This window comes from Streptomyces sp. NPDC033221, from assembly GCF_055577005.1.
The window spans coordinates 47774-71083 of the sequence record NZ_JBVIQN010000004.1; the positions used below are offsets into that span (position 1 = coordinate 47774).

The window sequence follows — 23310 nt, forward strand, 5'->3', positions numbered from 1 at the left end:
CCCTCCGGTCGGGTGGACGGTGCCTGATCGTCCCGGCACCGGAGAGCCAGTACGGGCTCTCTGACCGCAATAGCGTTCAGGAGTGCTCAGTCGTGCAACGAAAGAAGGCAAAATTTTACGGAGAGCTACTGGCCGGTTACTCCTGTTCGAGAGGGGGAGGGAAGTGGGGTGGTGGTCAGGAGGAGCGGGTGCGGCCTCTTCGGGGGCGCTGGGAGCGAGGGGTCGAGCAGCGCGGGCACCAGTAACCGTCGCCCTGGTAGTACGTCCACCCCATGTCGGCGATGTGCGGAGTGGCCGCCTTGGCGCTGTGCAGGAGGTAACCGAAGAGGTCCGTCTCGATGTCCGGCGGCTGGTCGGGGACGACCAGGTCGAGGACGGCGCGGGCGTCACAGCCCGGACGGTCGCACAGCAGGAAGAAACGTACGGGGCCTGGCGGGTCGCCGGCGGTCGTGAGACTCATGCGCTCACTTTGGTGGATGGCGGGGTCGGGAGCGGGTGATTCGGGTCAACCCGCCCCCGATGGTTGGTACTTGGGTGCCGCTGGGTGCGTGGAAGGGTTACGTGGAGGTGGGACTCCACCAGGTCGTGGTGGGGGACCACACGGGGATGCCGGTCGGCGGGGCGCCGATGGCGGTGGCGTCGAAGCGGCGGCCTCGGTGCGACGGGTCGGCGGCGACGGTGATGAAGGCGACCGTACGGGTGGGCGGAGTGGGCCGGCCGGTGACGGTGTGCACCGTGGCGTACGCGGTGGAGCCGAGTGCGAGGCGGCAGGGGGCGCTCTCGGCGGGCGGGTCGGGCTCGGCGGCGCCGTCCAAGTTGCCGAAGGTGACGGTGGGGATGCGGTCTACGGCGCAGGGTTTGGCGGTGCGATTGGTGACGCTGATGCGCAGTACGTCGGGGCGCTGGGGCGAGGCGACGGAGGCCTTGATCGTCAGGGCGGATTGGGGGCAGGGAGGGGGAGAGGTGGCGGGGGTGGTGGAGGTGGTGAGGGTGGTGGGGGTGCTTTGTGTGGTGGAGGGGGTGGGCTCGCCGGTGGCGGCTGCGGCGGGGGTGGTGGTGAGGGTTGCGAGTGTGGCTGTGATGGTGGCGAGGAGGGCTGTGGTCCTTCTGGTCGGGTGGTGGTGGTTGGGGTGGGTGAGGTGGAAGTTATGGGTGGGGTGGGTGAGGTGAGTTTGTGAGGGCATTCGGGGCTCCGTCCTGGGTGTGGGTTCGGCGGCGGAGGAGGCGAGATCGTGCACGGCGAGGCGGGGTGGAGGCCTGGGCGTGGACGCGGCGTGCACGGAGCGCGATATGTGAGGTTTCTCGTTGTTCCGTGAGACGGCCGGAGCGCGGTTTTCGTTGTACGGCGGCGCGGTGCCCGGCGTTGCGGGGCCGTGTGGGCTCGTACGGGGAGTAGCAGAGGGGAACGGTCCGGCGCGGAGTTATCCACAGGGCTGAGCGCGGGTGGCGGGGTAGCTCGTACGCTGCTGGCATGAGCGAGGTGCAGATGGCTTCCGGTGCCGGGGAAACCGAGGACGACGCCAGTGGCGCGGTGGGCGTGCTGCGGCGGGTGTTCGGGTACGACGCGTTCCGCGGGGAACAGCAGTCGATCATTGAACACGTCATAACGGGTGGTGACGCGGTCGTACTGATGCCGACCGGCGGCGGAAAATCCCTGTGCTACCAGATTCCGGCGCTGGTGCGGCCCGGCGTCGGGGTAGTCGTCTCGCCACTGATCGCGTTGATGCAGGACCAGGTCGACGCGCTGCGGGCGCTGGGGGTCCGGGCCGGATTCCTCAACTCCACACAGGACCTGGACGAGCGGCGGCTGGTGGAGGCCGAGTTCCTCTCCGGGGAGCTGGACCTGCTGTATCTGGCGCCGGAGCGGCTGCGGGTGGAGCAGACGCTGAACCTGCTGGACCGGGGCAAGATCTCGCTGTTCGCGATCGACGAGGCGCACTGTGTCGCGCAGTGGGGCCACGACTTCCGGCCGGACTACCTCGCCCTGTCGATGCTCCGGGAGCGGTGGCCCGAGGTCCCGAGGATGGCCCTGACGGCGACGGCCACGGAGGCCACGCACCAGGAGATCAGCTCACGGCTGGGGATGGATAAGGCCCGGCATTTCGTGGCCAGCTTCGACCGGCCGAACATTCAGTACCGGATCGCCGGGAAAAGCGACCCGAAGAAGCAGCTGCTGGAATTGCTGCGCACCGAGCACCCCGGCGATGCGGGCATCGTGTACTGCCTCTCGCGGGCATCGGTGGAGAAGACCGCCGAATTCCTGGTGCAGAACGGGATCACGGCGCTTCCGTATCACGCAGGGCTGGACGCGCGGATGCGCGCGGAACACCAGGGGCGCTTTCTGCGGGAGGACGGGGTGGTGGTCGTGGCCACCATCGCGTTCGGGATGGGGATCGACAAGCCCGACGTACGGTTCGTGGCCCACCTGGACCTGCCGAAATCGGTGGAGGGCTATTACCAGGAGACGGGCCGTGCGGGGCGGGACGGCCAGCCGTCCACGGCGTGGCTGGCGTACGGACTGCAGGACGTGGTCCAGCAGCGGAAGATGATCGACGGCTCGGACGGGGACGACACCCATCGCAGGCGGCTGACGGCTCACCTCGACGCGATGCTGGCGCTGTGCGAGACGGTGGAGTGCCGGCGGGTGCGGCTGTTGGCCTACTTCGGGCAGGAGAGCGGTCCGTGCGGGAACTGCGACACGTGCCTGACGCCGCCGCAGACCTGGGACGGCACGGTCGCCGCGCAGAAGCTGCTCTCCACGGTGGTGCGGCTGCAGCGGGAGCGGGGACAGAAGTTCGGCGCCGGGCAGATCGTCGACATTCTGATGGGACGGAAGACCGCGAAGGTCATCCAGTTCGATCATGACCAGCTCAGTGTCTTCGGGATTGGTGAGGATCTGCGCGAGGCCGAATGGCGTGGAGTCGTAAGGCAGTTGCTGGCGCAGCGGCTGCTGGCGGTGGAGGGGGACTACGGCACGCTGGTGCTGACCGATGCGAGCGGTGAGGTGCTGCGGGGGCAGCGCGAGGTGCCGATGCGGCGCGAGCCGGAGAAGGCTGTGAAGGCCAAGGCCGCGAAGGCGGCCAAGGGGAAGCGGGCGGTGCCGGTCGATCTTCCGGAGGAGGCGGTGCCGGTCTTCGAGGAGCTGCGGGCCTGGCGGGGGCGTACGGCCAAGGAGCAGGGCGTACCGGCGTACGTGATCTTCCACGACGCGACGCTGCGGGAGATCGCCACGGCCCGGCCGTCGAGCGTGGGCGAGCTGGGGTCCGTGAGCGGGGTGGGCGAGAACAAGCTGGCGAAGTACGGCGAGCAGATTTTGGCCGTGCTGTCGGGACAGGACCAGGGGCAGGGGCAGGGGCAGGCGACACCGCCGCCGGTCGCGGCGGTTACGGGTCCGGAGGACGACGAGCTGGACTGGGGGGAGCCGCCGTTCGAGGAGGAGTGAGGCGCCGTTCGAGGAGGAGCGAGGGGGAGGCATCGCGTGCAGGGGGTGCCCGTGCCGGGGGACCCTTCGGACGGGGGACGTTTCCTGGCCAGGGGCCGCCGGTGCCAGGGGGGCCGCCCGTGCCGGGAACCGCCTCCGCCGGGGGCCACCTCCGCCAGGGGCTACCCCGGCCAGGGACCACCTCAGCCAAGGGCCATCTCCGCCGGGGCGGGGCCCCAGCCCCGGCCGCCAGCCAGGTGCAGATCGCACTGTCACCGCGGGGGGGCGCCGCCCGCTGCCCGACGCGGGGAAATGCCAGGCAGCTCCCGACATGGAGGGGCGCCAGACGCCGCCCGTCACGGAGGGGTGCACAGTACCGCTCCCCCACGGGGCCAGGCACTGCCTGCCGCAGCGGGTTGCCCGGCGCCGTCCGTCGCAGAAGGGCCGCCGGGCGCCAGTTGGTGCAAGGCGGCGGTAGGCGGCGGTAGGTGCCGGCTGGTCACGCTGGTTGCTCTGGCTGGATTGGTCGCTCTGGTTACTCGGGGAAGGTGAAGCCGAGGCGGTCGTGCAGGGCCTGTGTCTGGGTGGGGGTGGCCAGGACCATGATGCTGTCGTAGCCGTGGTGCGGTCGGCGTTCGAAGTCGAGGTAGCGCCAGGTGCGGGGGTCGTCGTCATGGGCGGTTTCGGCGATGGCGTCGCAGGCCGCCCCCTGGTCGTAGTAATCCTCCGCGAGGTGTTCGGCGAGGATGGATACGGTCTTGCCGTCCCGTTCGAACTCCAGCTGGTCCAGGCGGCCGTTCTCGTAGTCGCCTTCGCCCTCGACGATCCGGACGTTGCTGATCTCGACTCTGTCGCCGGCGACCTTGGCCGCGTCTTCGAGCAGGCCCGCGTAGTCGTAGTGGATGGAGTCGATGTCGTCGGCGTGGACCGAGACCGCCACGCCGAATTCTTCGAGAGCGCTGTGCAGCTGCTCCTCGGACACCATGCCGATCTCGTGCAGGATCGCGCCGATGCGGGTGTACGTCATCGATGAAACGTTCGACATGGGCGGGATCTTGGCAGACGGCTGTCCTTCGTTCACCCACCGCGCTTCTCCCGCGCATCTCCCGCGCATCCGCTGCCACTCCGGCTGCTTCGTCGAGGCACTCGCGTACAGGGTGATTGGGGGCAGTTTGGGGAATTGCCGCGGAGGGGGTGGGTATGGGGCGAGAGTTGGTGTGAGGCCGGACCTGAGTGTGGGGGGGCTGATGAGGATCCAGATCGCGCTGGACGACACGGAGAACGACCTGGAGTTGCGGTCGTTGTGCGAGTGGCTGGCGGACGATCCCGCCGTGGGCCGGAGCGCGGAGGTCTCGCTGAGCGCGAGGGAGACGCGGCCCGGGGAGATGGGGCTGGCGTTCGAGGCCGTACAGCTGATCGTCGACAGCGCGTTCCAGCTGAGCAGCCTGGCCATCGCCATCGACGGCTGGCGCAGGGCGTACGCGGCGCGGCCGAAGATGACGGTCGAACGTAACGGTGTGCGGGTCAGTTTCGCCACGGCGGACACGGACGGTGCCCGGAGCGTCCTTCGCGCGTTGGAGGAGTTGGAGCGGGCGAGCGGACCTGGCGACGCGGCAGGCGAAGGGGACTCGCGTGACGGCGATACGGGCGCGAGTGGCACGGGTGGGCCGGGTGGCTCGGGTGGGGCGGAGCGCTGAATGGGGCGCGAGGGTGTTGCCGAGCGGGCGAAGGGACGGGGCCTGACGGATGGGCGGAGTCGGGGGAGAGACGGGGCCGGCGTTCGATCCGGCAGAGTCAGCCTGCGTGATCATCGGGGTGGACCGGTACGCCAACCTGCCGGCGCTGCCCGGGGTGCGCAACAACCTGAAGGCGCTCAGGGCCGCGCTGACCGACCGGACCATCGGGGGGATGCCCAAGAAGAACTGCCGGATCGTGTCCAATCCCCGTACGGTCACCGCCGCGTTCAAGCCCATCGAAGAGGCGGTCCGGGCCGCGCGGGACACCCTGATCGTGTACTACGCGGGCCACGGCTTCCTCGATTCGCGGCAGGAGGGCCTGTACCTCACGCTGCCCGGTACGGAACCCGGGAAGGTGCACAGCGGCATCCCGTACACCTGGCTGCGCAGTGCGCTCGGCACCCGTACGCCGCCCAAACGCCGGATCGTCATCCTCGACTGCTGCTACAGCGGCAGCGTGATCAAGGGCATGTCCGCCGGATCGATGTCCGGTTCCCTGTCCACTGCGGCCGCCACCCAGCAGGCGTCCAGTCAGCTCGGCGAGGCCCTGTTCGAGGGCATGGACAGCCTGGAAGGTGTCTCGTACCTGCTCACCTCGACGCCCTGGAACGTCGAGGCGCTGGCTCCGGAAGGCGAGGAGTACACCGCCTTCACCGGGGAGTTCATGCGGGTGTTGCGGGAGGGGATTCCGGGCCCGCCCGCCAATACGGACGGTACGACAAGCGATACGGGCGACGTAGGTGACGCTTCTCCGCCCCCGGAAACCTCCACCACTCCCCCGGCCCCACTTCCACCTCCGCCCCCTCTCCCTCCCCCACCCCCCGACCACCTGAGTCTCGAAGCCATCTATCGCGACGTACGCCGCGCGCTGCGTGAGAAGAACCGGCCGTTGCCCCAGCAGCAGGCGCAGAACAGCATCGAGAAGCTGCCGTTCGTACGGAACCGCGCGGCGCGCCCCACTCCCCCACCGGGCCACACCGCCCCCGGCCGGACCGGACAGACGAGCCGGATCGGGCAGGTTGGTCCCGCTGATCACACTGGTCAGACAGGCCAGGCTGGTCAGACAGGTCAGACAGGCCAGGCCCCGGGCGGGCACGCCCACGGTGCCTCAGGAACCGCAGGCGCCGCCCTCGCCTCCACCCCCTCCGACCCCACCCCCGAAGCCGCCAAGGCGCGGAAGGTGCGCCGCCGCGCTCTGCTCTCCACCCTGTGTCTGGCGGCGGTGGCGATCCCCTCCGTCGTGTGGTGGCAGTCGCGGGACGACGAGCCGTCCGCCGGGGACTGCTCGGACCAGGTGGCGCTGATCGGCCACAGCGACGCGCTGAACGGCGTGGAGTACGAGGCCGCCGTACCGGTCGACGGGCTGTCCGGCCTGGCGATGTCCGGTCCCAAGCGGGCGTGGGCGCTGGCCGACAACGCCCCGGGCCGGATCTTCGATCTCGACCTCGGTACGTCGGGTGCCTCGCCGCCGGCCGCCCGCGCCGTCCACATGCGTACGCTCCGCCCCGTCGGCGGCGGTCGCTTCGACGGTGAGGGGCTGGTGCTGGAGAAGGGCGGGCGGACCGTTCTGGTCGCCTCGGAGGTGGGCCCGTCGATCCGCAGGTTCCGGGTGTCGGACGGTGTGGAGACGGGTCGGGTGGAGCTGCCGCGCAACCTCGTCGAGTGGTCGGGCCCGGAGAACCTGGAGGCGCTGGGCGCGCCGCCGAACGGCCGGTACCTGTACGCGGGGATGGAGGCGCCGCTCTTCCGCGACGGCAAGGCGCGCGGCCGCAGTCTGCTGCGTATCCAGCGGTTCAAGGGGACGCCGGGCGGCAGGTATGTGCCGGACAAGCAGTTCGCCTACCAGTCGGCGGCCGGGTTGCGCGTGTCGGAGCTGGTGGCACTGGGCGGCGACCGGCTGCTGGTCCTGGAGACCAACCACGCCGAGGGGCAGGGGAACGCGGTGCGGATCTTCGGTGCGGATCTGAGCCGTGCGAAGGATGTCTCCGGGGTCGCGTCGTTGCAGTCCGAGCCGGTCGACGCGTTTGCGAAGAAGTGGGAGCCGGCCGATCTCGTCACGTGCCCGCGCGGCGGCGCTGCCACCGCGCAGCCGCAGTCGAACCCGCTGCTGGAGAACGTCGAGGGGATGGCGCTCGGGGCGGCGCCGCTGTCATCGGGCCCGTACAAGGGTCGGATGCCGCTCTTCCTCGTATCGGACAACAACAACAGCCCGCACCAGATCACTCGGGTGTACGCCCTGGCGGTCCGGCTCGGCCGGGCGGCGGCGGGGTAAGGCGGAGGACCGCTCGCGCGCCGCCGTCGGGGGCGTTGGTGAAGTGCAGTCCGATGCCCAGGACGGCCGCCTGGCCGACCGCGATGGTCAGACCGAGGCCGTGTCCTTTGCCGCGGCCCGGCGCGTCGGTACGGAAGCGCTGCGGGCCGTGGTGCAGCAGTTCGTCCGGGAAGCCGGGCCCGTGGTCGCGTACCGCCACCATGGGCACCGGGGCCGGCCCACCACGCGGCCCCTCGGCCCCAGGGTCCGCCCGGTCCGCCCCCGCGTACGGCGCGCCCTCCGGAGCCTCGCCGGCCGGCGCGTCGTACGCCGGGCCGCCCTCGCCCGGCACGTCCACGGTCACCACGACCGGGGGCTGCCCATGCCGGTGGGCGTTGAGGACGAGGTTGCACAGGATGCGGTCCAGCCGGCGCCGGTCCGTTCGTACGACCGTGTCCCGTACGACGCGCACCTCGGTGTCGAGTCCCATGCTCTCGACGGAACGCCGGACGAGCGCGCCCAGTTCGTACGAGGCAAGGTCCGGGCGTTCGGCGCCGGAGTCGAGGCGGGAGATCTCCAGCAGGTCCTCGGTGAGCCGGTGCAGCGCCCGCAGCCGGTCGTTGATCATCTCCTTGGGGCGGCCCTCGGGCAGCAGTTCGGCCGAGGCGAGGATGCCGGTCAGCGGGGTACGGAGTTCGTGTGCGACGTCGGCGGTGAAACGCTGTTCGGCCTGGAGGCGGCCCTGGAGGGAACCGGCCACCGAGTCCAGCGCCGCGGCCACCGCCGCCACCTCGTCCCGCGCCCCTGCCCGGGTCCGACGCCCCTCGTCCTGCGCTCCCGCCCGGTTCCGCCGCCCCTCCCCCTCGGTACCGACCCGCGCGTCCAGGTCGCCCGCGGTGATGCGGCGCGCGACGGCCGCCGTGGTGCTGAGCCGGCGGCTGATGCGATGCGCGAGGAACAGCCCGGCGAGGGCGACGGCGGTGGCGGCGAGGACGGCGGAGCCGAAGATGGCCGTGTCGAGGTTCTCAAGGGAGCGGCGGGTGTTCTCGTACGGCGACCAGACCGCCATCACCTGGTCGCCGGCCGGCGCCGCCGTCCACATCACGCGCTGCCCGTGGTACGTGCCGACCATGCTGCCGCGCCGGTCGTGGTGGACCAACGTACGCAGCGGAGTGGGGAGTTCGGCGGGATCGAGCACGGAGTTGAGGCCCTCGCGGGAAGTGCCGTACTCGTACAGGTCCAGCGCGTCGTCGAGGTCGGAGAGGGTCTCCTTGCGTACCTGGCCGACGGTTTGGCGGGCGACGGCGTTGTGGACGAGCACGCCCAGTACGGCGGCGACGGCGCAGCACACCGCCGTGACCGTGAGCGCGATCTTCCAGCGGAGGGAGAGCGCCGGGCGGGTCATACGGGGCTGCCCGGACGGGGCGTGGGGACGGTGAGGGACATAGGAGTGGTGAGGGGCATGTGGATGTCCGAGAGAGGCCCAAGGCCCGCGGGAGGCGCGAGCCCCGCGAGCGCCCCGGCCCGGGCCGGGGTTCCCGGAGCCTGCGCGCTGGACGACGCCGTGGGCAGCGGGTTCTGCGGGGTCCGGTAGTCGTCCAGGGTGAGGTCCCACAGGCCCATCCGGCTGCCGTCCCACACGTAGTCGGTGACGCTGACGTAACGCGGGTCCTTGGTGGGTTCGCGTACGGCCAGGTGGCCCGCGGCCAGTTCGACGCCCGCGAGGACGGCGCGCAGCGCCAGGACGCGCGTCACGACCTGGTTCCGGACGCTGTAGACGCGCAGCAGGCTGGTACGCGCGTCCAGGTCGACGGCGCTGATCAGGTCGGGTTTTCCGTCGTCGGTGAGGTCGTGGAGGACCGGGCTGCGTACGGCGTCCGGGCGGGGCGGCCGGTCCCCGTCAGCCGCGAAGTCCGCCCGTGCGACGGCCGTCGGGTCGGTGTCCTTCATGTCGCCGGAGGGGACGCGGGCGAGGCCCGGTACGGCGCGCTGGTCGCCGGGGTCCTCGTCGCGGACGCGCGGCGCGGGCGTACGGTCCGCCCAGAGGGCGAGCGGCGCCCGCACGCTCCGCGCCCGCCCGTCGTCGTGCAGGCCGGCGACGCCCGCGCAGCCCGCCGCCAGGGCGAGCGGCGCGGCGAGCGCCACCACCGCCGAGAGCTTGCGGCGCCGCACGGACCACCACCACCTTCCCGGCCGACGCGTGCCCGGGGCCATCCCGGCACGGACACAGGCGTACGTAACGAGACAAAGTTACCCATAGTGGTGGCGCGAGTGCGGTTGGTGGGGCCCATGCCGTGACAACACTGCCCGCAGAGATAGCGCAGGCTGTTACACAACCTACGGATCGCCGTGAAAGACACCTCGTAGATTCTTCTCCGTCGGCACGACCGGCCGACGCACCACGAACACCACACGCCACACGGTGCGCCGAGCGCCACGCGCCGCGCACCACGCACCACGCACCACGCACCGACCAGCACGCAGCACGCACCCACCAGCAGTCCCACGGCGGTCAGGACCGCCACGACGAGGAGTAGTTCCCATGCGGGCAAAGCGCCGCTCCGTGATCCGTACCGCCGCCGTCGCGACCGGTGTCGCAGCCGTCCTGCTCCTCCCGGCGGGCGGCGCGTTCGCCGCCGACGCCTCCGACGCCACCCACCCGCACGCGACGGGCCGCGCGTCCGCCCTGCTGCCGGAGGACGGCCTCGCCGGCGTCGCCGAGCGGATCGGCCACCTCCCCGTCGGCGGAGTCGCGGGCGCGGCCGGCGCGCTCGGCGTGGCGGGCGTGGGTATCGCGGTGCACCGGCGCCGCCAAGGGCAGCCGGCTTCCTAATACTGTTGTCGAGCTGTCGGAGCTCAACTCATGTGCCAGGTGAGGACTCCTCAGCCGCCGGTGCGCGCCAGATGCCTGGTGAAGTCGCGGATGCGGTCCGTGCGGGGCTGGAGCCTGTCGAGAATGCGGTGATCTGCCCGTCGACGCGCAGGCCCGGCTCCCGGCAGACAGCCATCCACGAGTGGTCGACCGGAGCCACCGCCGGCTCCGTGAATCGGCCACCGGCGCCCCAGCCACTCCCCCGGGCCCGCGGCACCTCACTCCGCCAGCCGCTGCACTTCCCCGTAACCGGGCACACCGGCCAGGCCGAGCCCGCCGTCCCGTCCGACAGCCGCGCCCTCCCCCTCACCCACCCCGTCCGCACGTACCGACTCGGCGAGCGTCACGGCCGTGTGCAGCGCCGAACGGAACAGCAGTGAACCGGTACTGACGCGCCGTACGCCCAGTTCGGCAAGGCGGGCGAGGCGGTGCCGGCCCGGTGCGTACAGGAGGTTCAGCGGTGCCGGGATGCCCGCGACGAGCGTGGTGATGGCCCGCTCGTCGGTGACGCCCGGGATGAAGATGCCGTCCGCCCCGGCCGCCAGATACGTTTCCGCGCGAGCCAGCGTCTCGTCCAGCGGCCGCCCGGCGGGGTCGTCCACGAGCCAGTGCGTGTCGATACGGGCGTTGACGTAGAGGTCCGGCGCATACTCCTTGACCGCGCGGATCAACTCGGCCTGCTGCCCGGCCGCGACCAGCGGGCCGTCCCCCGACCGGCCCGGCAGCCCGTCCTCCAGGTTGACGCCGGAAGCTCCCGCCTTCGCCAACTCCCGGGCCAGCGCGCCCACTTCCTCCGGGCCTCCCCCGAATCCGCCCTCGATGTCCACCGTGTACGGGCAGGCCAGGCGGCTCCCCAGCCGCCGCGCGAGGGCGACCGTCGCGTCCCGTACGAGGGCCGAGCCCTGCCCGTCGGGTTCGCCCAGCGCGGCCGCGACGCCCAGGCTCGTGGTGCCGATCGCGGCGAAACCCGCGGCCGCGAGCGCGGTGGCCGAGGCGGCGTCCCAGGCATTGGGGAGCAGCAGCGGTTTGTCGGCGTGGTGCAGGGCGTGGAAGGCGCGGGTCAGGTGCGTACGGCCGGTACGGCTCACCGGCGCTCCAGGAGCGGCGTTCATGCGCACCTCACCTCCAGCGCCGCCGGCACCCGCAGGTTCGCGGACGGCTCGTAGGCGACGTCCGGGCGGACGAGACGGCAGCCGCGGGCGCGCAGCGCGTCCAGTACTCCGGCCGCGAGGGCCAGGGCGTGGGCGCGTCCGGGGCAGGCGTGCGCCCCGGCGCCGAAGGCCGGTGACCCGTCGGAGGTGACCAGGCCGACCCGTACCGGCTCTCCGCCGTCCGCGGGGGCGCGGAGGGTGCCCCGTACGGGCGGGTCGGTGCGCAGGGTCCGGTCCAGCCGGCTGATGACCGGGCCGACTCCCGGATCGGCTCCCGGGCCGGGCGGTGCCTCTGCCGCGCCGTCCGCCAGCATCGGCTGCGCCGCGTTCCCGATCAGGCCCGCCATGGCGTCGTACACCTGCACCAGCAGGCCGATCCGGGCCGCCGTGGCCTCGTCCCACGTACCGCCGCAGTCCGCCACGAGCCGGGTGAGGGCGCGGTCCGCGGCCGGGACGGTCTCGCCGTGCGCGTGGTACGCGCGGGCGACGTCCCCCACCAGCCCGGCGGTGTCCGCCGTCACCGGGAGCCCGAGCGACGCGGCAAGCACCTCGGCGGGCACGACGCGGGCCACCCGCGCCATCACGTCGACCGTGCCGGGGCCGCTCAGCAGCTCTTCCGTCCGCAACCGTGCCGCGCCACGCAACGCCTCGGCGGAGCCCGGCCCACCGAGCGCGGTGGCGGCCAGGTCCCGCCGCCGCACGTGCGCGTCCCCGCTGCTGAAGCGTGCGACCCGCGCCCGCAGCCAGGCCATCGTGCCCTCGGGAGCGTCCTGCGGCACCGGCGGGACCAGCCAGCCCGGGTCGGTGAGCACGCCCGGCTCGGTGAGCTTGTCCGGGTCGGTGAGCTTGTCCGGCTCCGGTCCGGCACCCTCGCGGGTGCCGTCTTCTCTGTCGTCGTCCAAGAACTGGGTCGAGGTCTGCATGGCAGGACCGTAGGGCCGCTTCGTTTCGGGCCCGGCCGAAACGTGCCCGCGCACAATGGATCCATGACCACACGGGCACCGTCACCGGACGCGGCACCGGCGCACAGCATCGGGCTCGCGCGCCTCGCGGGCCTCCTCGCCGACCGCACCCGGGCCGCGTTCTGTCTGGCCCTGCTGGACGGGCGGGCCTGGACGGCGGGCGAACTGGCCGCGTACGCGCGGGTCGCGCCGTCCAGCGCGAGCGAGCACCTGACCCGGCTGACCGAGGGCGGGCTGCTCGTACAGCACCGCCAGGGCCGCCACCGGTACGTGCAGCTCGCGAGCCCCCGCGTCGCCGAACTGATCGAGGGGCTGACCGCACACCTCGACCCGCCCGACGAGCGGCCGCGCGGGCTGCGGGCCGCCGGCGCGTCGGCCGCGCTGGCCCGCGGACGTACCTGTTACGACCACCTGGCCGGGCGTCTGGGCGTGGCCGTCACGGACGCCATGACCGGGCGCGGCCTGATCGACCAGGACGGCGGCTTCGCGCTGACCGGTGCGGGCCGGGCCTGGTTCACCGAGGTGCTCGGCGCCGACGCCGGCACGCTCCGCGCGGGCCGCCGCCCGGCGGCCCGCGGCTGTGTCGACTGGACCGAGCGGCGGCAGCATCTGGCGGGTGTGGCGGGCGCCCGGCTGTGCACGGGGCTCCTGGAACGGGCCTGGGTACGGCGCATCGGCAGCGGCCGGGCCGTACGGCTGACGCCCGCGGGGACGGAAGCGCTGCGTGAACTGCTGGATCTGGACGCGGAGGCGGCCGGTCTGCTCTGAGGGCCTGAAAGCGGGTCCGTCCGCGGCCGCACGCACGGGCTCAGGGTGCGTGTGCGCACGCACGGGCCTCAGGGAGCCTGTACGCGCCTCAGCAGTGCCCGGGGCGGGCGTACAGCGTGATGCTCGCGCCCTTCACTTCCCTGGTCGCGCACGCCTGGAACGCAGCGCGCAGCGTCGTCCGCTTGGCGATCTCCTGATCGGTCCGGTCGAGCGGCTGCCCCTTCGCGTCGCCGACCGCGACGATACGGCGGGCCCGCATCATGTGCGCGTGGACGCGGTCGCCGGACAGTTCGGTGCCGTACAGGGTGTGCGAGGCCACCGGACTCTCGTCGAGCGCCAGGTCCCGCAGGCGGTGGAACTCGTGGGGCGCGGCCGCCGCCCACACCCGCCGCCGAGCGGGCAGGAACAGCAGGCCGTCGCCGGGCGACGACAGCTCCCGGACGGCGTGGGTCACCGCGAACGCGTCATCCGTACGGCTCTGCGGGCTGCGCAGGAAGACGTTGACGGGGACGAGCAGCGCCAGGACCACGACGAGCGCCGCCGACCGGTACAGCACCTTGCGCCGGGTCTGGCCGCGGTGGCCGGGCGGGCGCAGCACCCAGTCGAGGGCCGCGCCCGCCAGGAGGGCGAACCCGGCCACGTAGTACAGGACGTAGCGGTCCACGTACATCGGCTTGAGCTGGGAGAGCAGCACCAGCAGGGCCGTGGGCAGGACCAGCAGGGGGAACGCGACCGGACGCAGCCGCAGCCGCTGCCGGCCCGCGCGGCCGACGGGGGCACGGGAACAGAGCAGACCGCCCAGCACCAGGGCGATGAAGGTGCCCAGCTGTACCGGGTCGGGCCACTGGAGCCAGCTGAGCTGCTCCGACTGCCGCATGCTGAACAGGGCCATCGGCACCAGACCGGCGATCACCGCACCCGCCGCCACGCACCAGGCGCGGCGCACCGCGCGCGGCAGTCCGGACAGGACGACGGCGGCGCCGTGCGCGGGCAGGACCAGTACGGCGAACTCGTGCATCAGGCAGGCGGCCAGCGACAGCGCCGCGTACCCCGCCCACAGGCGCCTGCCCGGCCGGTCGGTGACCCGCGTCAGCAGGTAGGTGGACCACACCACCAGTGCGCAGACCAGCGCGTAGGAGCGGCCCTCCTGCGCGTACTGCTGCACCATCGGCAGCAGGACGAACACGAGCCCCGCGAAGAGCCCCGCCCGCCGGCCCGCCAGCCGCCTGCCGAGCAGGGTGACACCGGCGGCAGCTGCCGCCATCGCGATCACGGACGGCAGCCGCAGGGCCACCACACCCCCGTCGAAGACGAGGAACCACCCGCGCATGAGCACGTAGTAGAGGCCGTGCACCGCGTCCACGGTCTGCAGGGTCGGCCACAGCTCCGCCAGGGTGCGGTGCGCCATGTCGTACGTGACCGCCTCGTCCCGCCACATGCTGCCCTGGCGGCGGATTCCCCACAGTCCCAGTACGAGCATCAGCGCGGCCGGGAACAGCGCGACGGCCCCCCGCGACGCCCAGATGCTCCGGGCGCGCGCGGGGGACGCGTACGCGGTCTGCGCTATGTCGATGACGGACTCCGCTTCACCGGGCCGGGCGGGACGGGCTGGACGCGTAGTACGGACGGTACGGGCGGTACGGACGGGGCGGGCAGTACAGGCGGGATGGCCAGTACGTGCGGGACGGACAGGGCTGTGCGGACACGTTCAGACCGTACGACAGCCGCCGCACACCGGCAGGAGGAGCCCACCGGTGCACGACGGCTGTACGGTCCGTGCGCGACGGCTGTACGGACCGTACGGGTCCGTGCGGGACGCCCGTACGGTCCGTGCGCGCTCAGCTGATCCGCGTCAGCTTCGCCCCGAACGTCGGCTCGGCCAGGTCCTTCTGCAGGGCCACCGGCACCTTCGCCGCGGAGGCGCCGGAGCCGACGGTCAGCTCGCCGACCACGGTCCCGGCCTTGGCCTCGTGCGGTACGGGCTTGCCCGCGGCGGGACCGACCTTGAAGTCGATCTTCTGGCCGGGGACGCCGATCGCCTGCAGGTCCTTCGTCGCCACGACGGGCGTCTGACCGCCCACACCGTCGTCCACGTAGCCGACGACCTGGCCCTTCTTCACGGTGGTCGCGGAGGTCAGAGCGTTGCGGATGGCCTCGATCATGGGCTTGGTGCGGTCCTGGACCAGCCGGAGGCTGGTGCCGCCGTCCGGGTCCGGGCCCTTGGCGTGCTGATCCATCGTGGCGCCGAGGATCAGCTGGTCCTTGCCGTCCACACCCTTGTAGGCCGCCCACACCAGCGCGCCGCCGGCCGCGGTGCTGGAGCCGGTCTTGATGCCCTTGATGCTCAGCTCACGGTGCTCGGACATCAGGTTGTTGTTGTTGTAGATCCGCTCCGGGAGACCCTTGTCGGCGTTCGGCATCGCGACGACCTGCCGGAACGCGGGCATCTTCATCACCTCTTCGGCCAGCTTGAGCTGGTCGACGGCGGTGCTGACGGTGGTCTTGTTCAGGCCGCTGGGGTCGGTGTACGTGGTGTTCTTCATGCCCAGGTCCTTGGCGGCGTCGTTCATCTTCTTCACGAACGCGTCCACGGTCGAGGACTGGGTGTCCCAGCGCGCCAGCAGCCGGGCGATGTTGTTGCCGGACGGGATCATCAGCATCTGCAGCATCAGCCGCTCGGAGTACTCGTCGCCCTCCTTGAGGCCCATCACCCGCGACTCGTTCTTCGACTCGGCGTCCTTGACCGCCGCGTCGTCGATCTTGATCTTCGGGCCTTCCTCGTCCTTCTTCAGAGGGTGGTCCTTCAGGATCACGTACGCCGTCATTATCTTGGCGACGCTCGCCGTCGGCACCGGCTTCTCGTTCCCGTACGAGCCGAGGCTGCCGGCGCCGACGACCTTCGCCGCGGCCTGGCCCTCGCCCGGCCACGGCATCTGGAACTTGTCGCCCCCGAAGGTGTACGAGGTCTTCTCGCCCAGCGTCAGAGCCGGGTCGGGCAGCGGGCGCACCTGCTGGACGACGACGAAGAGGACCGCCAGCAGGATCGCCAGCGGGGTCCAGATCTTGAACCGGCGGGCGACCGTGCGCAGCGGGGTCTCGGGCGGCGGCGGGGTATTGGTCAGCTGCGCCAGCAGGTCCAGCGGCGGCAGCGGCTGCTGCTTGGTCTGCTCGGAGTCGGGCAGCGCGCCGGGCTGCGCGGTCGCACCAGTCGCACCAGTCGCACCAGTCGCACCAGTCGCACCGGTCGTGGCCGCGGCGGGCGCCTCGGCGGCAGCGGCCTTCGCGCCCGGCTCCGTGCCGGTCTTGGCGGCGGCCTTCGCGCCCCACTTCGTGCCCGGGGCGACGTCCGGCTCGGCCGCCGGCTTCGCCCCGGTGGCCTGGGGGCTGTCCGGCTTGTCGTCGGCCTCCTCGGCTTCCTTGGCCGCCGGCTTGCCGCCCTTGCCCGCCTTGCCGGGCTTGTCGCCCCCGACCGGCCGCGGCGGCTTGATCGGCTGCGGGTCGGTCGACTTCAGCGCCACGAACTGACTGGTGCGCTCACCGTCCGACTCGGCGGCCCCGGGAGGCCGTACGGCCTTGATCGCGGTGGTCGGCTGGTCGACGGGCTCGGGCTTGGACTTGTCGTCGGCCTTGGGCTTGGCGGCAGCCTTGTCCTTGTCCGCAGCCGTCTTGTCCTCGGCCTTGGGATCGGTCTTGTCCGCCGCCTTGGTTTCGGCGGCCGCGGCCTTGCTCTTGTCCGCGGCCTTGGCGTCCGGCTTCGCGGACCCGGGGGCGGCCTTCCCCGCAGGCTTGGACCCGGCCTTGGCGTCCGGCTCGGCGTCGGCCTTCGCGCCGTCCTTCGCGTCAGGCTTCGCGACCGGCTTTGCCTCGCCCTTCGCCTCGCCCTTCGCGTCGGCCTTCGCGTCGGCCTTCGCGTCGGCCTTCGCGTCGGCCTTCGCGTCGGCCTTCGCGTCGGCCTCCGCGGCCTTCCCGGCCTCGTCCGAGCCCTTCTGCTTTGCGATCGAGAACACTCGCGTGGCCTCATCGACGGGCTCCTTGCCGCCCTCTTCGAAGCTCGGCGCCTTGAAGATCGCCGTCGGCTGGTCGACGGCCTTCGGGGCGTCCTCGGAGGCGGCTTCGGAAGCGTCCTCGCCCTTGGCCGCGGAACCCTTGGCGGCAGAGCCCTCGGACACCGAACCCTTGGAAGCGGAGCCCTTGGCGGCGCTCCCGGCCGGGGAACCCGTCGAGCGCCCCTTGGGCCCGGAGCCCTTGCCGGCGCCCGCGGAAGCGGCCTTCGCGCCGCTCTTGGGGGTGTTTTCGGCGGTGCTTGCAGCGGCACCCTCGGCAGCGTCCTTCGCCGCACCCTCGTCCGCGGCACCGGAACCAGCGTCGGCCGCGGTGGTGTCGTCGGCGTCGCCGGTGTCCGCGCCGGACCCGTCCTCGTCGCCGTCGTCGTCCGTGGCCGCCACCCACGCGGCGACCGCTTCCCGCAGCCGTTCGTCCCGGCCCTCGCCCTTGGCACCGGCCTCGTCGGCCGCACCGGACTCTCCAGCCTTACCGGCCGTGTCCGCCTTACCGGCCGTGTCCGCCTTATCGCCCTCGTCGGCCTTGTGCGCCTTACCGGCCGACCCGGCCACCTCCGCCGACTCTGCCGACTTCTCGGACTTGGCCGACTTGGCCGACTTCTCGGACTTCGCCGTCTTCGGCGGTTCGGCCGGGGTTTCACGGAAGACTGCGAGTCGCGGATCGCGTTCGCTCTCCGCCGTCTCCCCCGACGACTGCTTCTGCTCCGGCTTGCCGGGGGACTCGCCCGCCACCTATGTCTCCTTCACACGTTCGCGATACGTCGCGCTCTGTCTGGCCCAGTGTTGCCAAGTGTCCTGTGTCCGCGAAGCATGCCCGTACCGCCACGCGAAACGCTGGGCGCCCCGCCCCACAGAAGGCGTCGCCAACGAGCTAGACGAGAACGACATACCTACAGGTTCCCTGCCTAACCCCCCACGCGCTCTCGACAGATGAATGTGAGAGGGGTCACCCTGTCATTCATCCACGCGGGGAGGCATGGATGGGCAGGAGCCGCAGAACAATTCCGGAGGAGCTTCTGCTGCTCGCTTTGGACCCGGCAACGGGAACCACAGCGCAGCCGCAGTCGCTCGACCTCGGTCTGGCCGGGGCCCAGCTAGTAGAGCTGGCTCTGGCCGGACGGATAGCCCCTGACGGGGATCGTATCGCCGTGGTGCTGCCACGGCCGACCGGAGATCCGACTCTGGACTCCGCGCTCGAGTTGCTGCGACGTCGCGGCAGCCCGGTGCGCGCCGTCCACTGGATCGGCGGGCCCCGGCTGGGGCTGCGCCAGACGTATCTCACGCATCTGGAGCGGTGCGGCATGGTCCATGCCGTGGCGGGCCAGATGTGCGGGGTGCTGCCGACGACTCGCTACCAGGCGACGGACACGGCCATCAGCCGGGAGATCAAGAACCGGCTGGACAGTGCGATCCGCACCGGCGTACCGCCGGACCCGCGGACCGCGGCGCTCGCCGCACTGGCCCACGCGGTCGGCCTCGGCAAGCACCTGTATCCCGGGAACGAGGGGCGCTCGTCGCGCTCCCGCCTCCGGGATCTGATCCGGCACGACCCGATGGGCGGGCTGGTCGCACATGCCGTCATGGATGTGCAGAACGGCGTCGCGGCACAGCCGAGGCGCGCACCGGTGGCGGCGTCCGGAGCGGGTTCCGGGCCGGGAGCGGGCAGGCAGCCCGCGACCCGCATCGCAGCCGAGCCGGCGGGCGTACCGGCGCAGCCGAGGCACGGGTCCATGGCCCGCGTCGGCGCGCGTTGACGCCCTGCGTCGGCAAGCGTTGACGGGCAGCCCGGCACCGCACGACGGGCAGTCCACGAAGAGCCCGGCATCGCACAGCAGGCAGTTCACGAAGAGTCCGGCACCACATCACGGGCAGTTCAGGTAGAGCGCGAACACACCACGCACGACCCACGCGAGGTGCGCGTCAGGCGCACCATGGGCACCCGGCGCACCCCACGACCGGCGCACGGGGCACGACGAACCCACCGCACGACCGGCACCACGCGCGCTACCCGCACCACCGCATCACCCCAGCTCAGCACCACCCGTACAACCCGCACGACTCCAGCTCGGCATCACCAGAATGCACCACAGCACCACCGTCCCCACAGTCCCGTTCGGGAGCCGCAGCAAACGCGGGGTGGCGGGCCCGGCCGTTCCGGACGACGGCCGGGCCCGCCACCCCGCGCGCACGTCCGCTCGCCTTGTGTGTCCATTCCACTGCGCTGCGCGGACCTGGGATGGCAATCTGCTGAGCAGGAGAAATCAGCAGTACGGAGCCGGAGGTGCACGTCCCGTGGCATCCAACATCAATCCCACCGTCCGGCGGCGCCGGCTGGGCCAGGAGCTGCGCAGGCTTCGCGAGCTGAAGGGCATGACGGCCGAGGAGGTCGCCGAGCGCCTGCTCGTGTCGCAGTCGAAGATCAGCCGGCTGGAGAACGGCCGTCGCAGCATCAGCCAGCGGGACGTCCGGGATCTGTGCGGGGTGTACGAGGTCGACGACCACCGGGTCGTCGATTCGCTGATGCAGATGGCCAAGGATTCCCGCCAGCAGGGCTGGTGGCATGCGTTCGGCGACATCCCGTACAGCGTCTACATCGGTCTGGAGACCGAGGCGGCCTCGCTGCGGGTATACGAGTCGCTGCTCGTGCCGGGCCTGCTGCAGACGCCCGGGTACGCCGAGGCCGTCATCCCCGGCACGGTCCCCGAACTGACCCAGGAGCAGCTGGAGAAACGCATCCAGGTGCGAATGCGCCGCCAGGAGCGGGTCAACCACCCGGACAACCCGCTGCGGTTGTGGGCCGTCCTGGACGAGAGCGCGCTGCGCCGGGTCGTGGGCAGCCACCTGATCATGCGCGAACAGCTCGACCACCTCGTGGAGGTCAGCAATCTGCCCCATGTGACGGTTCAGGTGCTGCCGTACGACACGGGCGCGCACGCGGGGATGTCGGGCACGTTCTCGATCCTGGAGTTCGACGACGCGGCCGATTCGAGCGTGGTCTACATCGAAGGCGTCACCAGCGATCTGTACCTGGAGAAGACCAACGATGTGCACAAGTACACGATCATGTACGAGCATCTGCGGGCCCAGGCGCTGAGTGCGGACCACAGCAGGGAGTTCATCGCCGCGGCGGCGAAGAGGCACGCGGACAGCATGGCCTGATCATGGCGCCAGGGTGGCTGAATCCGTGATTCCGGAGCGAAGTTCGGCACCGTACACCGAGGCATACCCCAGTGAGAAGAGATCAAGGAATATGCCATACGGATGAGTGAACTGCTCCTGCCGTCCGTGATGTTGGCGCGTAGCGTCGGGACTACCGAATCCGCGGCAACGCGGTGCAACTCAGAGCGAGTCGGAGTGAACATGGCCATGCAGCCCAATTCCGCATTCTCCTGGACGAAGTCCTCGTACTCCGGTGGCAATGGCGCCTGCGTCGAGGTCGCCGTACCGGCGCCCGCCGCCATCGCGGTCCGTGACTCCAAGAACCCCGACGGCCCGCGTCTGACCTTCGCCACCACCGCGTGGAGCAGCTTCGTGGCGGGCGTGAGCAAAGGCGCGCACGACCTGACCTGAGCCGGTCGGTTCCGGTCCGGCCGGGGGCGCGGGCGACGCCCGTGAGTCCTTCTGTTCCGGTCACACCGCACGGTACGAACCGCATTTCGCACACCGCATAGGTACCACCCAGAGCCCTCTCGACTGGATCGCCGTCCCGGCCGAGGGGGCTCGGCCCTGCCCGCGCGCACCCGGGCGGACCGGTGCGCAGGCGCACGCACCGGTGCTGCCCCGACGCCTCAGCGCAACTCGTCCACGTACCGGTCGGTCCCGGGCACCGTGGGCACGAACGGCGCGACCAGCTCCACCCGCCCCAGCCCGGTGGCGGCGACCTCCCCGTCCAGCCCGGTGAACCACGGCTCCCAGCACTCGCGCGGGTCCTCCTGGAGGAACCACAGCAGCGTCAGCCGGGTGCCCACGCCCTCCACCTGCCGCACGTACGCCATCCGGTCGTCCGGCAGCGGGGTGGGCCCGAAGACCGTCACCATGGCCGCGGGCGAGCCCGCCAGCCGGCGCGGCAGCCGCTCGTCGCTCAGCCACCTCAGCAGTTCGGCACGGCGGCCCGCGTCCACCGCGTCGATGATCTCAACGACCAGCCCGGCGTACGGGTGGTCCAGGGCGTGGAAGTCGCGCGGGCCGCGGGTGCCGTCCCGGTAGACGGTGGCCCGGTGGTCGTGGAAGGCCGTGAAGACGTGCGTACGGGCGTGGTGGATGCGACCGTCGGCGTTGAGCCGCCGGTTGATGGCCACGGTCCAGCGCAGATGGTCGTCGTGGCGCCCCTCGGTGATCCAGTACGTGGAGAGGTAGCAGCCCGCGGTGACCGGCCGGGCGACGGCGGACCGCGCCGGATAACGCAGCAGCTGGAGGTCGCGGGTGGCGACCCAGCGGCGGCCCGCGAAGATCCACGGCATCGCCATCGCGCCGGCGAGGTAGTGATCGTCCTCGTACCAGCGGTTGTACGCGTACTCGTGGCCGGGGTGCGGCTCGACCATGGTGATCAGCGCGTGTCCGGGGCGCACGCCGTACGGGCCGACGGCGGCCAGTTCGCCGTAGGCCTGGCTGCGGGTGTCCGAGGGCTCGTCCGTGCCGGGGTCGTGGGTCATGCCCTTCACGTGTAGCTGACGCTGCGTCAGCTGAAAAGGCCTCGCCCCCGCCCCGCCCCCCGTTCACCATGCGGGCACCCCTGCACGCCCCCAGCCCGCCCGCCTAAGCTCCCTGCATCCTGCACCTATCGCATCTCGCTGCTATCGAGGGGCGGGCGGCTTCGCGCCGCCCGCGGCGCAGGTGGCACCACGACGGGAGAACGCCATGCACGCCCTGCCGGAAGACGTCCGACCCACCCCGCCGCTCGCCGCGCGCGCGGCGCAGACCGGCGGTTCCCCGGTACGCGAGATCCTCGCCCTGACCGCCCGGCCCGAGGTCATATCCTTCGCCGGCGGGCTGCCGGCGGGCGAGCTGTTCGACACCGCGGGCATCTCCGCCGCCTTCCGGCACGTACTGGACAGCGCGCCGCGGCGAGCGCTCCAGTACTCGACGACCGAGGGCGACCCGGCGCTGCGCGCGGCCGTGGCGGGCCGGGTGAGCGCCCGCGGCCTCGCCACCGGGCCGGACGACCTGCTGGTCACCACCGGCTCGCAGCAGGGCCTGTCGCTGCTGGCCACGGCGCTGCTGGAGCCCGGTGACACGGTGCTGGTCGAGGACCCGTGCTATCTGGCGGCGCTGCAGGTCTTCTCGTTCGCCGGTGCGCGGGTGGTGCCGGTGCCGGCCGACGACGCGGGCGTGGACCCGGAGGCGCTGGACGAGATCGCCGCGCGCGAGCGGCCCAAGCTGCTCTATCTCGTGCCGACGTTCCAGAACCCGACCGGCCGGACGCTGTCCGCCGGGCGGCGGGCCGCGGTGGCCCGGGTGGCGGCCCGGCGCGGACTGTGGCTCATCGAGGACGATCCGTACGGGGAGCTGCGGTTCGAGGGCGAGCCGGTGCCGTACCTCGGCACGTTCCCCGGCGCCGAGGACCGTACGGCGCTGCTCGGGTCCTTCTCCAAGATCGTGGCGCCGGGCCTGCGGCTGGGCTGGCTGCGCGCGCCGGCCGTACTGCGCCGCGCCTGCGTCGTCGCGAAGCAGGCGGCAGACCTGCACACCTCGACGGTCGACCAGGCGGCGGTCGCCCGGTACCTGGCGGGCCCTGGGCTGGACGCGCACCTGGACCGGGTGCGCGGCGCCTACCGCGCCCGGCGCGACGCCCTGGTGGACGGCCTCGCCGACGCCCTGCCGGAGGGTTCGCGCTGGAACCGGCCGGACGGCGGGATGTTCGTCTGGGCGACGATGCCCGCCGGGTACGACGCGACGGCGCTGCTGCCCGAGGTGATCCGGTACGACGTGGCGTACGTCCCGGGAGCGCCCTTCTACGCGGGGCCGGCCGACGCGGGGGCCATGCGGCTGTCGTTCGTGACGCATCCGCCGGAGGAGATCCGGGAGGGCCTGCTGCGGATGGCGAAGACGCTACGGGCTCCGCGACCGTAGCCATCGCGCGCCTGCACAC

At 72.0% G+C, this 23310-nt stretch carries 19 protein-coding genes; 9 read left to right on the forward strand and 10 right to left on the reverse strand.

Features of this window, described 5'->3' with window-relative positions; genetic code table 11:
• Window positions 1-175: 175 nt before the first annotated feature.
• Together ACZ53K_RS06085 and ACZ53K_RS06090 are read right to left on the reverse strand one after the other, a co-directional pair.
• Window positions 176-460 (reverse strand): hypothetical protein, encoded by a 285-nt coding sequence (locus tag ACZ53K_RS06085; protein ID WP_468832413.1) that lies wholly within the window; start codon window positions 458-460, stop codon window positions 176-178.
• A 97-nt stretch (window positions 461-557) separates the two neighbouring features.
• Complete coding sequence (locus ACZ53K_RS06090; RefSeq protein WP_468832414.1) at window positions 558-1184, reverse strand: DUF4232 domain-containing protein; 627 nt, start codon at window positions 1182-1184, stop codon at window positions 558-560.
• A 287-nt stretch (window positions 1185-1471) separates the two neighbouring features.
• On the opposite strand from ACZ53K_RS06090, the gene recQ reads away from it, so the two are divergent.
• Window positions 1472-3442, forward strand: a complete 1971-nt coding sequence (recQ, locus tag ACZ53K_RS06095) for a DNA helicase RecQ (protein WP_468832416.1) — start codon at window positions 1472-1474, stop codon at window positions 3440-3442.
• A 514-nt stretch (window positions 3443-3956) separates the two neighbouring features.
• Here recQ and ACZ53K_RS06100 read toward each other — a convergent pair.
• The gene (locus ACZ53K_RS06100; RefSeq protein WP_468832417.1) at window positions 3957-4466 is read right to left on the reverse strand and encodes a hypothetical protein; all 510 of its coding nucleotides are present in this window, start codon (window positions 4464-4466) and stop codon (window positions 3957-3959) included.
• A gap of 202 nt (window positions 4467-4668) precedes the next feature.
• Between ACZ53K_RS06100 and ACZ53K_RS06105 the strand changes: the two genes are divergently transcribed.
• Together ACZ53K_RS06105 and ACZ53K_RS06110 are read left to right on the forward strand one after the other, a co-directional pair.
• Entirely contained in the window at window positions 4669-5118 is a 450-nt protein-coding gene (locus ACZ53K_RS06105; protein WP_468832418.1) for an effector-associated constant component EACC1, read from the forward strand.
• 106 nt (window positions 5119-5224) lie between these two features.
• The gene (locus ACZ53K_RS06110) at window positions 5225-7429 is read left to right on the forward strand and encodes a caspase, EACC1-associated type (RefSeq protein WP_468832420.1); all 2205 of its coding nucleotides are present in this window, start codon (window positions 5225-5227) and stop codon (window positions 7427-7429) included.
• On the opposite strand, the gene ACZ53K_RS06115 is transcribed toward ACZ53K_RS06110, so the two are convergent.
• Together ACZ53K_RS06115 and ACZ53K_RS06120 are read right to left on the reverse strand one after the other, a co-directional pair.
• Window positions 7377-8813 (reverse strand): sensor histidine kinase, encoded by a 1437-nt coding sequence (locus ACZ53K_RS06115; protein WP_468832421.1) that lies wholly within the window; start codon window positions 8811-8813, stop codon window positions 7377-7379. The genes ACZ53K_RS06110 and ACZ53K_RS06115 overlap by 53 nt on opposite strands.
• Window positions 8810-9580 (reverse strand): hypothetical protein, encoded by a 771-nt coding sequence (locus ACZ53K_RS06120; RefSeq protein ID WP_468832423.1) that lies wholly within the window; start codon window positions 9578-9580, stop codon window positions 8810-8812. The genes ACZ53K_RS06115 and ACZ53K_RS06120 overlap by 4 nt, the downstream gene beginning before the upstream one ends.
• A gap of 370 nt (window positions 9581-9950) precedes the next feature.
• On the opposite strand from ACZ53K_RS06120, the gene ACZ53K_RS06125 reads away from it, so the two are divergent.
• Window positions 9951-10241, forward strand: a complete 291-nt coding sequence (locus ACZ53K_RS06125) for a hypothetical protein (protein WP_468832424.1) — start codon at window positions 9951-9953, stop codon at window positions 10239-10241.
• Between the two features lie 257 nt (window positions 10242-10498).
• Here ACZ53K_RS06125 and ACZ53K_RS06130 read toward each other — a convergent pair whose 3' ends face one another.
• Together ACZ53K_RS06130 and ACZ53K_RS06135 are read right to left on the reverse strand one after the other, a co-directional pair.
• On the reverse strand, window positions 10499-11392 hold the full coding sequence (locus tag ACZ53K_RS06130; protein WP_468832426.1) for an isocitrate lyase/PEP mutase family protein: 894 nt from the start codon (window positions 11390-11392) through the stop codon (window positions 10499-10501).
• A complete protein-coding gene (locus ACZ53K_RS06135) occupies window positions 11389-12354 on the reverse strand; it encodes a cytochrome P450 family protein (protein ID WP_468832427.1) in 966 nt (321 codons plus the stop codon). Before ACZ53K_RS06135 ends, ACZ53K_RS06130 begins: the two co-directional genes overlap by 4 nt.
• 63 nt (window positions 12355-12417) lie before the next feature.
• Here ACZ53K_RS06135 and ACZ53K_RS06140 point away from each other — a divergent pair, with 63 nt between their 5' ends.
• Window positions 12418-13161, forward strand: coding sequence for an ArsR/SmtB family transcription factor (locus ACZ53K_RS06140; protein WP_468832428.1), 744 nt, complete (start codon window positions 12418-12420; stop codon window positions 13159-13161).
• A gap of 88 nt (window positions 13162-13249) precedes the next feature.
• On the opposite strand, the gene ACZ53K_RS06145 is transcribed toward ACZ53K_RS06140, so the two are convergent.
• A complete protein-coding gene (locus tag ACZ53K_RS06145; RefSeq protein ID WP_468832430.1) occupies window positions 13250-14641 on the reverse strand; it encodes a glycosyltransferase family 39 protein in 1392 nt (463 codons plus the stop codon).
• 358 nt (window positions 14642-14999) lie between these two features.
• The gene (locus tag ACZ53K_RS06150; protein WP_468832431.1) at window positions 15000-17954 is read right to left on the reverse strand and encodes a D-alanyl-D-alanine carboxypeptidase family protein; all 2955 of its coding nucleotides are present in this window, start codon (window positions 17952-17954) and stop codon (window positions 15000-15002) included.
• 248 nt (window positions 17955-18202) lie between these two features.
• Between ACZ53K_RS06150 and ACZ53K_RS06155 the strand changes: the two genes are divergently transcribed.
• The 3 genes from ACZ53K_RS06155 to ACZ53K_RS06165 all read left to right on the forward strand — a co-directional run bounded on the left by ACZ53K_RS06155 (window position 18203) and on the right by ACZ53K_RS06165 (window position 20792).
• A complete protein-coding gene (locus tag ACZ53K_RS06155; protein WP_468832433.1) occupies window positions 18203-18976 on the forward strand; it encodes a GOLPH3/VPS74 family protein in 774 nt (257 codons plus the stop codon).
• A gap of 538 nt (window positions 18977-19514) precedes the next feature.
• On the forward strand, window positions 19515-20381 hold the full coding sequence (locus ACZ53K_RS06160) for a helix-turn-helix domain-containing protein (RefSeq protein ID WP_468832434.1): 867 nt from the start codon (window positions 19515-19517) through the stop codon (window positions 20379-20381).
• Window positions 20382-20582: 201 nt separating this feature from the next.
• Window positions 20583-20792: a DUF397 domain-containing protein gene (locus ACZ53K_RS06165; protein WP_468832436.1), complete on the forward strand. Its 210-nt coding sequence runs from the start codon at window positions 20583-20585 to the stop codon at window positions 20790-20792.
• Window positions 20793-21010: 218 nt separating this feature from the next.
• Here ACZ53K_RS06165 and ACZ53K_RS06170 read toward each other — a convergent pair whose 3' ends face one another.
• Window positions 21011-21874, reverse strand: a complete 864-nt coding sequence (locus ACZ53K_RS06170; protein WP_468832438.1) for a hypothetical protein — start codon at window positions 21872-21874, stop codon at window positions 21011-21013.
• A 205-nt stretch (window positions 21875-22079) separates the two neighbouring features.
• On the opposite strand from ACZ53K_RS06170, the gene ACZ53K_RS06175 reads away from it, so the two are divergent.
• A complete protein-coding gene (locus ACZ53K_RS06175) occupies window positions 22080-23291 on the forward strand; it encodes an aminotransferase-like domain-containing protein (protein WP_468832439.1) in 1212 nt (403 codons plus the stop codon).
• Window positions 23292-23310 lie beyond the last annotated feature (19 nt).